This window comes from Verrucomicrobiales bacterium (assembly GCA_016793885.1).
Classification (GTDB): Bacteria; Verrucomicrobiota; Verrucomicrobiia; order Limisphaerales; family UBA11320; genus UBA11320.
In genome coordinates this window covers 16,778-29,354 of the sequence record JAEUHE010000167.1, presented here as the reverse complement: position 1 = coordinate 29,354, position 12,577 = coordinate 16,778, and the positions used below count along the sequence as shown (strand labels likewise).

At 58.4% G+C, this 12,577-nt stretch carries 5 protein-coding genes; 2 read left to right on the top strand and 3 right to left on the bottom strand.

What is annotated here, in order from left to right:
• Window positions 1-24 precede the first annotated feature (24 nt).
• Window positions 25-1,041, top strand: a complete 1,017-nt coding sequence (locus JNN07_19030; protein ID MBL9169841.1) for an FAD:protein FMN transferase — start codon at window positions 25-27, stop codon at window positions 1,039-1,041.
• A gap of 269 nt (window positions 1,042-1,310) precedes the next feature.
• On the opposite strand, the gene dnaE is transcribed toward JNN07_19030, so the two are convergent.
• Complete coding sequence (dnaE, locus tag JNN07_19025) at window positions 1,311-5,783, bottom strand: DNA polymerase III subunit alpha (protein ID MBL9169840.1); 4,473 nt, start codon at window positions 5,781-5,783, stop codon at window positions 1,311-1,313.
• A gap of 6 nt (window positions 5,784-5,789) precedes the next feature.
• A complete protein-coding gene (gene lexA, locus JNN07_19020; GenBank protein MBL9169839.1) occupies window positions 5,790-6,425 on the bottom strand; it encodes a repressor LexA in 636 nt (211 codons plus the stop codon).
• A gap of 493 nt (window positions 6,426-6,918) precedes the next feature.
• Here lexA and JNN07_19015 point away from each other — a divergent pair, with 493 nt between their 5' ends.
• A complete protein-coding gene (locus JNN07_19015; GenBank protein MBL9169838.1) occupies window positions 6,919-10,992 on the top strand; it encodes a CotH kinase family protein in 4,074 nt (1,357 codons plus the stop codon).
• A gap of 418 nt (window positions 10,993-11,410) precedes the next feature.
• Here the strand turns inward: JNN07_19015 and JNN07_19010 are convergent, their stop codons facing one another.
• A complete protein-coding gene (locus JNN07_19010) occupies window positions 11,411-12,565 on the bottom strand; it encodes a sulfite oxidase (protein ID MBL9169837.1) in 1,155 nt (384 codons plus the stop codon).
• Window positions 12,566-12,577: the final 12 nt, after the last annotated feature.

The window sequence follows — 12,577 nt, the reverse complement described above, 5'->3', positions numbered from 1 at the left end:
GCGAGCGAGGGGTTCCTTACTTTTATGAGATACCTTCTTTGCCATCGCCTGTGGCTGCTCGTTCTCTGCTGCAGGGTCGTCTCGCTTCCTGCCGCCGCCGCCGAAGCGAAGCGGTATGAGTTCTCGGAGGCTCATATGGGAACGGTGTGGACTATCACCTGTTACGCCGACGCAGCCTCGGCACCGACGGGAGCGGTGCGCCAGGCGTTCGAGCGGATCGATGCACTGGAACGTGCCATGACCGACTACGATCCGGAGAGTGAGCTGCTACGGTTTTGTGCGGCGGAGCCCGGTCAATGGCATAGCCTAAGTTCCGACCTCTTTCGTATTTTGGAAGTATCGGGTCGGATCGTGCATCAGACTCAGGGGGTCTTCGATCCAACGGTGGGCCCGCTGGTTCAGGTTTGGCGTCGTGCTCGACGCCAGCGGGAGTTTCCAGAGTTGCAGCGGAGGCAAGCAGCGACGGCGGTGTTTGGTTGGACGAATGTGGCATTGCGGCGGCGTGATTCCTCGGGTCGATTGAGGATTCCGGGGATGCGCCTCGACCTCGGGGGAATCGCCAAGGGCTTTGCAGCGGATGCTGCCTTGCAAGTCCTGCGAGATCGAGGCATCCGATCAGCCTTGGTGGCAGCGAGTGGAGATTTGGCCATTGGCGATGCGCCGCCGGGTCAGCGAGGGTGGCGGGTGCGGGTCGGCGACCCGTCCGGACGGACCAATACCTTGGGACAAGTATTGTTGCTGAGGAACGCCGGGGTTTCCACCTCAGGCGACACCGAACAGTTTGTGGAGATTCAAGGTGTGCGTTATTCACATATTGTGGATCCGCGCACCGGACTGGGCTTAACTAACCGAATGCAGGCAACCGTGATCGCTGAGAATGCGACTCGCAGCGATGCCTTGGCGACCGCGGTCTGTATATTAGGGGCCAAGGAAGGTCAGCGGATGATCGACCGCGATCGGAAGCTCAGTTCGCTGGTGTTGATTAAGACCGAGCAGGGGTATCACAGACTGCCGTCGCGCCGGTTCCCACAGCAGTTGTAGCGGGCTACACGACTATGGAACTATAAACCTCGTCGTACCGCTTCGCGAGGGGTTAGCTGCTATGGAGTGCGGCAGCCCTCTGCCGCTTTGGCACCCACAGCGGAGCTGGGATCCCCCTCCGGGGGGGGGACGAAAAGCTGTAGAGGGCTACAGCACTCCAAACGCTTCGCGCGGTGTTTGACGCTATGGAGTGCGGAGACACGTCTGCCGTTTTTAGGATTGAATCCATCCTCCTTAAACGCCGTCCTTTGGTATCGAGCGGTTGGCCCCTAGCATCCTTCGGAGTTTTCCCGCGGCTTTCCAGCGCGCATCACGCGCAAGGTGTGACCGCGGCCGTTCTCGAAAGGCTCGACGCGCGCAGTGATTTCCAGCACCGGATAGCGCACGGTCGTTAATCCATAGCTCCGATAGGTGGCGGCGAAGAGTTCGGTCTCTACCATTCCAGTGCCATCGCAAAGCGTCAAAAATTTCATCGGCTCGCCGGTGGCTTGATGATGCAGCCGTTGCTCGATGATCAGTCCGCAGGTGACAATTTCCTGTCCGGTATACTCTCCCAGCCGGTTCACAGGGCAATAAGTGTTCCAGGCAATCTGCGGATACAGCTCCAAAGGATGGCCGCTAGCCGTAAATCCAAGCAGTTCTGTTTCCCATTGCAGCCGCTGCAATCGGGTGGGCTCAGTCAACGGAACCTCCGGCAGCGATTCCAATCCGGGGGGAGGCAGCAGCCAGCCTTGGTCTGGATCCTGAAGGCTGCCAAAAGTGTGGTGCACTTGCTGCAGTTCCCAGAAGAGCGTGGTGCGAGGCTTTGAAAAACCATCGAATGCTCCCACCTTGAGCAGGGCTTCGATCTCTTCCTGATTGGGACGCACCCGCAGATAGAAGTCGCGGACGTTTTCAAAGGGGCAGCGCTGGTGTTCGTGGAACAGGCGTTCCAGCGTGATTTCGCGCAAGTGTTTGACGTAGGAGACGGGAATACGAATGGCTGGGCTTTTGGAAAAAGCCGGTGAAGGCACTCGGAAATCGGGTCCGGGCTCGTTGATCCAGGGAGGCAGGACTGCGATGCCGAGGCGGTGACATTCCAGAATATAGACCAGCGGACTGTAGAATCCCTTTCCCTGAGTCAGCACCGCGGCCATGAACTCGGCGGGGAAGTTCAGCTTGAGCCAGGCCGATTGATAGGCTTCCACGCCGTAGGCGGTGCTGTGGGCTTTGCAGAAGGCGTAGCCGTTGAAACCCGTGACCAACTCCCACACCTCACGAATCAACTCGGGAGAATGACCACGCGCGAGTGCGCTGGTGGCGAATTCCTGGCCGATGATTTCTACATTCTTGAGCTGCTGCTTCACCAGGGCGCGACGCAACACATCGGCCCGACCGCCGCTTAATCCAGCGAAGGCCTCGCAGATCTGCAGGATATGCTCCTCGTAGACCACCAGGCCAAAGGTGCTGCGCAGGCAGGGTTCCAAGGAAGGATGCGGATAGGTCGGAGCTTCCAGGCCTTGATAACGGCGCGTGAAGCGCACTTTCTTGTGCTCGTTGGCCGCCCCGGGACGAATGACGCTGACAATTGCGATTAAACCATCGATGTCCTGCACTTGGCACATGCGGCACAGGGTGGTCATGGCAGGCGACTCAATATGATGCACCGCCCGAGCGCCCCCTGAAGCAATCATCTCCCAAATCAAAGGATCGGACCAGGAGGGCGATGCTGCGATCGGAACGGTGGAATCAGCAATCGCTGGGGGGGGCGAAGGAGATGCTATGGAACGGAGAGTGCAGGATTCCAGATCGATCTGGATCCCTTGACGGTTCAGCATGCCTTCGACATCGCGCATGACGGCTAATCCGCCCTGGGCGAGAATGTCCATTTTGACCAATCCGATGGCCTCCACTCCGTCCATGTCATAGTGGGTGGTGACATAGCCCTTTCCAGAAACGAAGGTGGGTGTCAGTTCATGAATGGGCTGACGCGAAAGCACCACCCCGCAGGGATGCATCTTGGGATAGCGTGGGACGCCATCCAAAAACTCGCCCATGACTAAGGCGCTGCGATAGGGTTCCTCATCCAGTGGTAAATCTTGGCATTCGGGCATCGCTTTGAGCCGCTCGATCAACGATCCTTCGGAAGAAGAAGCGTGTCCCCAGCCGCCGCCAAAGCTCCAGGGAAAGTGCTCGGTGAAACGGCGCACTTGATGCTCGGAAACTCCCAGCACTTTGGCGACTTCGCCCACAGCACTGCGGGCTTGAAAGGTCGAGAAACCGCCCACGACGGCGCAATGAGCGGGTCCATACTTGGCAAAGAGCAGATCCACGACATCGTCCTTACGGTCGTGAGGGAAATCGACATCGATGTCGGGCAGCTTCTGCAGCGCCATTCGTTCCCGATTGAGAAAGCGACGGAAATAGAGATCGAAGCGAATGGGACAGACCCCGCTGATCTCCAGGCAATAGCAGACCAAGGAATCGGCCGCTGAACCGCGGGTGATCCAGGAGATTCCCTGATGTCGGCACTCTTGAAGCAGATCCCAGACGACCAAAAAGTATTCCTCGTAACCGACTTCATGGATGATCTGCAGCTCGGTTTCCAGCTGCGGACAGACAGTTTGCCAGCGGTTTCCGGGATAGCGCCGTCGGGCACCATCAAAGACCAGTCGACGTAAAAACTCACGAGCAGACTCTCCGTTGGGCGGAAGATATGCCGGGAATTGGGGAGGCCCCAGGGGGAAGGTGAATCCAGAACAGCGCTCAGCGATTTCGTGAGTGTGGGAGAGGGCGGATGGCAATTCACGGAATCGTTCCTGGATTTCGCGAGCGGGGCGGTGATGGAACGAGGCGGGCATCACCTTCAAAGGATGGGGCTGACGCAACAAGGTAAGAGTGCGGATCGATTGAAGGATGTCGTATTTCCAGCGGTCGTCGGGAGACTCATAGTGCACGGCGGACATGGCGACCGATGGAAAGGATCCAGCGGCCGCGTGTCGCTGCCATTCTTTATCCGAACGCACTCCCAGGTAAAAGCGCTTCGGGAAATGGCGGGCTAGGTCGGGATGAGGCGAAACTCCAATCAGCCCAGCGCATCGTTCGGTTTCCAGCGCTGAGGCTGCGAGAGTTCCTGGCCGCTCGGCGGAGGATACGGTTTGGGAAAGCAAACGGCACAGATTGGCGTAGCCGATGGCATTTTCGACGTAGAGGCAAAGCGCCTGACCGTCGATACGCACCTCCGCGCCAAACAGGGGACGGATGCCTGCCGACTTGGCCGCCTGCGCCAGCTCGACGGCTCCATGGAGGTTTCCCAGATCGCAGAGGGCGATGGAGCCATGCTGATGTTTCTCAGCGAGCTCGACGATGGCTTCCGGAGACAGCGTGGAGTTGAGAAACGAGTAATGGCTGCGCACGCGCAACGGGATGGGAGCAATGGCGGGAGTGGCGCGTGGAATGGTATAGCGGACCGACGAAGGAAGCCGGAGTGCAGGGAGGGGATGTGTGGACGGCGAAGTGCGGGGCACAGCCATAGGTGCGGAGATCGCTCGAGAAACAGTCGGAAGGGCGACCGCAGAGGTGGCTGGTGCAAGAGCGGGGGGAGCTTCCCGCAAAATGAAATCGTGTCCCCGCAGGATCACTCGGTGCCCTCGGGCTTGGCGCAATTCATCGACGGCCTTCGAGAGACGTCGCTGGGCATCGGATTGCTGTGAGGCGCGATCCAGCGCCAGCTCCAGGCGGAAAATGCCTTCGTAAACTTGACTCAACTTCAGCGAGACCAGCCGCAAGCTGACCCGTCGTCGCCAGGCATTGCGCAGCAGAATGGGGAGTCGGCTGTAAATATCCGTCTCGAGATCGGTGGGTTCAGCCAGGCTTTCGCTGCACTGATCCTCATCCATGTCGTTGTAGCGCACTTTGACGGTGAGGGTGCGGACGCTTTTGCCATCGCTTCGCACCTTGGCCATGAGGTGATCGGCCATGCGTCGCAGCGTAGCTTCGAGAAATGCCTCATCCGTCTGGTCCTGGTTGAAGGTCTCCTGCTGACCATAGGATTTGGCGGAAGGGCGGGCCGGGATGATGGGACGATCATCCTTTCCCTGGGCGAACTGACGCAGAGTAGGGGCTCCAGATCCGACCAGCATTTCCAGCAGATCAGTCGGCGTCGCGGCAATCTGACCGATGCGGGACAGTCCGGCAGCGTTCAATCGACTGGAAGTGACGGGGCCCACCCCGGGAAGCCAGCGGTTGGGCAAGGGATGAAGGAAGTTGGTTTCCGTGCCGGAGGGAATCTGAAAAAAGGCCGCGGGCTTGTTGAGCTTGGAGGCGATTTGACTGACGAGCTTGTTGGAGCCAATGCCTTCACTCACACTAATCTTGAGCGATTGATGGATCGCCTGACGCAACGTGCGCGCGATGCTCACCGGATCTTTATGCGTGGGAGTGAGATCGAGATAGCCTTCATCAATGGACGTGACCTCCACATCCGGCGTGAAGTCGTAGGCATAGCTGAACATCCACTGGGAAAAGCGCTCGTACTTCTCATAATCGCCCGGTAGAATAATGAGTTTGGGACACAGCTTGCGGGCGCGGCTGGTGGGCATGGGAGTGTAGATTCCCATGCGCCGCGCCTCGTAGGAGGCGGAGGCAATAATTCCGCGCTGCTCGCCGCCTACCGCAATGGCTTTCCCCCGCAGGCGAGGGTCGGCCGCCTGTTCCACGGAAGCAAAGAACGCATCCGCATCGAGATGGACAACAAACCGCATGGGGCATTAGGAGCTTTCCCGGGTCCTGACCTTGCGGATGAGCGCCACCATCACGCCTTGAATGACGAGTTCTTGGGCGGGGATCAGATCGGGATACTTCGGATTCTCCGCGCGCAGAAAGGGTTTTCCCCGTTGAACCGAAAACGTTTTCAACGTGTTCTCGTTGTCAATCAACGCGGCAACCACATCGCCCGGGCGGGGTGTTTGACCATGCTCGAGAACGACCACATCGCCATCGACAATGTGACGGCCGATCATCGAATCTCCCCGCACCTTGAGTGCAAAGGTGCGCGCGGTAGGTCGAAGCCCCAGGCTTTCTACATCAACCGAAATGCATCCGTCAGCTTCCTGAACGCGGTCTTGCGAGAAACCAGCGGGGATGCTTCCGAGCAACGGGATATGGAGGATGGCTTTGCGAAGCGTTTGAAGCGGATGGATAGGGCGCAATGCTCGAGCTCGTCGGGCGGGGCCCTCCAACGCTCCCTTACGGCGTAGAGCTGTGACATGATCCGCTGCCGCCTTCATGCTGCGAAAGCCAAAATGCGCAGCAATCTCTCGCAAGCTGGGCGTGACCCCCTGCTGCTGCTGCATTTGATGGATGAAATCAAAAATTTCCTGCTGCCGAGCGGTAAGCGAGTTCATGTGGAGCTGATAATACGGTTGCAGTTCGATTCGATTAAATGACTAGTCATATGAATAGTATTTGGGGGCAGGGAAGGCAATGGGGAAGTTGGGAAAGTTATTCACCGGGGGGGGTGATTAGATCCGGGGGAGGTTCAGGTTGAAATCAGCGGGTAACCCCCTGTGATGGTGCGGGCTTTCAGCCCTCAGCATGTGTGGGGTGAGGGGACCTGGGGTTGTCACCCCAGGCTGGGATGGTGCTGGGCCTGTGGCCCGCTGAAAGCCCGGCATAAGACCGCCGAGTCCGTTGCGACTTCACCACCTCTCTCTCCCACTCCCAATCACACCTACAGAGAGGAGTAGCATTGCTTTTGCGTGCAAGATGGGGTACCTATTTTCTATTCACTCCGTTGTAACCATTCCATCGGTTGGCTTCCTCGTTTTCATTTTCTGGATCCTAGCAACACCGTTCTCTAGCCCATGTGCTACACCCAACTTCGTCATCACTGAAATCATGGCTGCCAATGCCACGGGATTGGCGGATGTCGACAAAGAGTTCAGTGATTGGATTGAAATCTACAATCCCGGCCAGACTTCCGCCTCGCTGGCCGGATGGTCCCTCACGGATGATGCGTCTCGTCTCCAAAAATGGCAGTTCCCCCCGGTCTCCATCCCGGCTCAGGGCTTTCTCATCATATTCGCCTCCGGAAAGGATCGACGTCCTGCTGTGGGTGAACTGCATGCCAATTTCCAACTGGATGCCAACGGTGAGTTTTTGGCCTTGGTGCAACCCGATGGAACCACACTGGCCTCCGGCTTGGCTGGTGTTTTTCCGCGTCAGGTCAGGGACGTTTCCTATGGATTGTCGATGACCAGCGACGTCAAAAAGTTGCTACCTTCGGATGCTAGCGGACTGTTGTGGGTTCCGACCGACAGTTCGCAGGGTTTAAATTGGATGCTGCCCGAGTTTGTGGCCTCCGGTTGGATTCCGATCGTTTCGGGAGTGGGTTATGACCGTCCGCAGGCCAGCAGTCCTGAACCGGTCGAGCCCGTAGCTCCCGCGTCAGATGTCTCTCAGCCCGGAGATTTTATCACGGCGACCTCGCCGAATTCGCCATCCAACGAAACCGTAATCAATGCGATCGATAACAACTCGCAAACGAAGTATTTGAACTTCGATAAGTTGAATGCGGGACTTACCGTGACTCCCTCGAGCGGTGAGGTGGTGGTGACGGGGCTACGGCTGACCTCCGCGAACGACGCTCCTGAGCGGGACCCGACGCGCTTTACCCTCTCCGGCTCCCACGATGGGGCCAACTTTAGCCTCATCGCGACCGGAACGGTGCCGACCTTCACAGCGCGATTCATGCCCGTGTCGGTCACATTCACCAACACGCAGGCCTGGAAACACTTTCGGCTGCTGTTTCCCACCGTTCGCGACGCAGCGTCCGCCGTGGCGGTTCAAATCGCCGAGGTGGAATTGCTCGGTTGGCCAGGCGGCCCGCCACCTGAGTTTGGTTCGCTGATCCGAACCAACATCGAAAGCCGGCTCTACAATCGCAGTACCAGCGCTTACCTCCGGTTTCCTTTCCTAGGGAGTGATGTTCCCGATGTTGGCCGACTCGCGCTCTACCTCCGTTACGAGGACGGATTCGTCGCATGGCTTAACGGCGTCGAAGTAGCCCGGGCCAACGCGCCGCAGGCTCTGGACTTTAATGCAAGAGCGGTGACCAACCGTTCGCGATTTGCCTCCGGGTCACAGGCACTATTCAATATCAGTGACCGCATCCCTTTGCTGCGAACTGGCAGTAATGTCCTTGCCATCCAAGGGCTCAACTCGCGGATCGACAGCCGGGATTTCCTGCTGGAAGCCGAGTTGGAGCAGTCCCAAGTGGCTTTCGGAGCGTCTGGCTATTTGGTCAGTTCGACGCCGAGAACAGAGAATTCCCTGCTTCACCAGGGCTTGGTCGATGAGGTTGCTTTCAGCGTCAGCCGAGGGTTTCACCAGAGCCCGTTCGATCTGCTTCTCGAATGCTCAACCCCAGGCGCCGTCATCCGCTACACGACCGATGGCAGCGAGCCGAACGCAACCCATGGTCTAGTCTCGGCCGGCCCCATTTCCATTCGTCGAACGACTTGCGTGCGAGCGATCGCCGTGCGGGAGGGTTGGCATTCCCCGCGCGTGGTGACTCACACCTATCTGTTCTTGAACGATGTGATCACCCAGAGCCGGACCGGGGCCATAGCGCAAGGATTCCCGGCGACCTGGGTGGGACAGGCGGCCGACTACGGCCTTGATCCGAGAGTGGTGGGCCTGAATGGCACGGACCGGTTTGGCGGGAAATACACCCGATCTCTCACGGCCGACTTGGAATCGCTCCCGACCTTGAGCGTGGTCGCCCCCATCGCCGACCTCTTCGGTCCGCAAGGAATCTACGCCAACCCTGAAAGCCGCGGTTCCGCCTGGGAAAGGGCGATCTCTCTGGAACTACTGTATCCCGACCATCGACCAGGCTTCCAGGAGAACGCGGGAATTCGCATTCAGGGTGGTGCGTTCCGTCGGTTTGATCTCTCGCTCAAAAAGTCTTTTCGAGTGGTGTTTCAAGAGCGGTATGGCGCCTCCAAATTGCGTTTTCCACTGTTCGGTCCCGATGCGGCGGCCGAGTTTGATAACTTCGTGCTTCGAGCGAACAGCAACGACGCCTGGCCGTACGGTGGAGGAAAAGCTGTTTATGTGCGCGACGCGTTCGCGATGGCGACAGCCCGGGAATTCGGAATTCCGGCGTCCCATTCCGAGTTCATGCATCTCTACATCAATGGCCAGTATTGGGGACTGTATAACCCGGTGGAACGACCCGATGCCGCCTTCGCATCCAGCTACGTGGGTGGGGACCGAGATCTTTGGGATTCCATCAACCAGGATTCCGCTCCGGATGGGAATTATGACGCCTGGAATCGGATGTTGAATGCTTTAAATCAGGATCTCACTCGGACCGAGAACTACCAGCGGGTTCAAGGTAACCACCCGGATGGCACTCGCAATCTGGCGTTCGAGAAGTTGATCGATGTCGAGAATCTCATCGACTACATGATTCTGAATTTCTACATGGGCAATACCGACTGGCCGGGACGGAATTGGTGGGCGGGCCGGAGTCGGGAAGGATTTGTTGGCTTTCAGTTTCGTCCGTGGGACACCGAGACGACTCTCGACTTCAACTCCATTGACGTCGATGTCACGGGAGTCAACTCCGCAGTGGCGCGGCCTTTCGGGGCACTGCGCGTTAACGCTGATTTTCGCATGAGTTTTGCCGATCATGTATTCAAACACTTTTTCAATGGTGGACCTCTCTATGTGAGCACCAACAGCGCGCGGTGGGATCCGATTCACCCCGAGAACAACCGGCCGGCGGCTCGCTTTGCCTCCCTGGCGGCGAAAGTACGCAGTGGGATTGTGGGAGAGTCGGCACGCTGGGGCGATCAGCTGGTCGCTTCGCCGTTTACGCGCGATGAACATTGGCAGCCGGAGCGAGACTCCCTGCTCAACTCTTATTTTCCGCTGCGCTCGGCGCGAGTGATCGAGCAGTTCCGGAGGGCTGGGCTTTACCCCAGAACCGATCCTCCCTCGATATCGCCCCGCGGCGGCACCCTCGCCACCGGCGCAACCGTTAGCTTGAGCAGTCGCGCGGGGATTATTTATTACACTACCAACGGGACAGATCCTCGGAAGATACCGACCACGGCGCTCCGCTACTCGGGTCCGATCCAGCTGGGGGACTTAACGACGCTTCGGACTCGCGTGCTCAATGGTTCGGAATGGAGCGCCTTACACGACGCCACTTTCGTTGTGGGCACCCCGAAGTTGCATGTCAGCGAGGTCCACTATCATCCAGCCGCTCTGACCCGAGCGGAGTTGGACGCAGGTTTTACCGATGCGGACAGCTTTGAGTATCTCGAACTTCACAACCCGGGAGCGACGAGTTACGACTTGAGAGGGATCCGCTTCACCACCGGTATCCAATTCGGCTTCGCCACCTCCAGTGTGGTTCGCTTGCCAGCCGGCGGCTACGTGCTTCTCGTGAAGAATCGCTCAGCTTTCGCCGCGAGATACGGATCAACCGGTTCGATAGCTGGTGAATACGGTGGAAAGTTGGATAACGCGGGTGAACGGATCGTCGCCGTGGATGGCACCGGCCAAACCGTGATCGAATTCCTCTATGGCACGCGTTCGCCCTGGCCCAATAGCCCGGATGGCAAGGGGCCGTCGCTGGTGGTTGTGGATGCAGCGGGGGATCTAAGTTCGGGTGCCAACTGGAAACCCAGCGTCTTCCCGGGCGGCTCACCCGGCGAATCGAATGAGCCTGCTCCGTTTCAACTCACCGTAGAGCGAACTTCCTCCGGGGACCTGATGTTCCGGTTCCCTGGGCGGGCAGGGCTGGGATTTACCTTGTACACGAGCGACTCTTTGGTGCCGGCAGCCTGGAAGGTAATGACGTCCGGCGATGTCTTGCAGCGAACTGGCCCTGCGGTCACCTCGGTCTCAGGCGATTCAGGAAGCGTCCCCCGGTTCTTCAAGCTCTCAATCCCCTGAAACGTGGACCTGTCAATTGTCACCACTGCGGTAGGGAGAGACGGGTGCAATTATCGCCCGGTGAGGCGGGTAACTATCAAATGGCGGACCCAACGATTGCTGGGCGTATGGAGTTCCGCCTTCAGGCGGAAAGGGCGCGCAAATTGGCCCTCCAGGGTAGGATCTAGCGTTTCCATGATCGCCAAGCACCAGGGGACCGCCTAAAGGCGGACGAGTGAACTATAAATCTCCTCGGATCGCTGTGCGATCAACTACCTACGAAAGACCAAGCCTCAGAAGCCGGTGGCATCGCTGCGCAATGTTCCGTAACTTCTAACGATTCCGGGGATGCTAGCACCCCCGGCTACATTCTTTGAACCCTATGGGTTCGGGCCATGCCGAAAAAGCTAGAAACGCCGGGGTAGCATAGCCCGTCCGCTCACACCTTGATGCGGCGGGGATACTGTTGATTCGCCTCCCAGTACGTCTTCTTCAGCTTGATGGCGGGATCGTCCTTCGAAGGTTGAACCACGCCATTCGCATCGGTGGCGCGGGAAACTAGGGTATGCTCGCCGGGAGGTGGGTTTTTCCACTCGTAGGACCAGAACGTCCAGGCGTAGCGGGATTGACGAGAGCGGTCCAGTTCCACCTTGATCCACGGGCCTTCATCGATCTGGAGTTCCACCCGTTTCAGAGGAGTGCCGTCGGTCCAGGCGGCCCCGGTGATGCGGATGGATCCATCCTTCAGACGGCTCACCCGGCCTAGCAACGATTTGACGTTCATATGGCTGACGCTGGTCTCTCGCCAGATGGTCTTGCCATCCCTTTCCTCTCCTCGAATCGTGACGTAGTCGCGCGCCATGAACTTACTCATGTAACGTCGGTCATGAACCTCAATCCGGTTCAGCCACTTGACCCAGGCGATTCCATACCAACCAGGAACCACGAGGCGGAGCGGGAACCCGTGCCCCTGAGTCAGAGGCTTGCCGTTCATTTCCCAGCACAGAAGGATTTCCTTCTTGAAGGCCTCTTCGGTGGAGAGGCTGCGGGCGAAGTTTTGAGGGTATTCCTGATCCCGGATCTTCTCCTTTTTCTCGTCTTGTCCGAAGAACACAATCTCGCTGGATTGAGGCAGGAGCGAGCATTCCTTCAGCAGCGGCCCGAGAGGTGTCCCCGCCCAGCGGGCGTTGCCTACCGCCCCCATAAAACCCACCCCCGCACCATTGCCTGAGCATTCAATGGTGGCTGTGATCTCCCGGCGTCGCCGGGATTGAATCTCCTGCAGGCTGAATCTTTGGGGCCGTCCGACAAAGCCGGATACATCCAACGTCCACTTCGATGCATCCACTTCGGAAACCACTCCATAATGGTTCACGGCGAAGAGATCGTTGGCCGGCGTGATCCACTCTTGAAGATCCTCCCATTTGATCATGCGTCGCCCCGGATCCACGGGTTGGGGGTCAAGGAAAGGCACCACCTCAGCTCCGGACTCATCATTCGGAAATCCAAACAGGGAAAGCGGATTCTGGCTGAAGGCAGCGGCCATGAAGGCTACGCTTCCACCGATGTAACCCCGGCGTGAGATAGGTTTCATAGTTCCCATGGT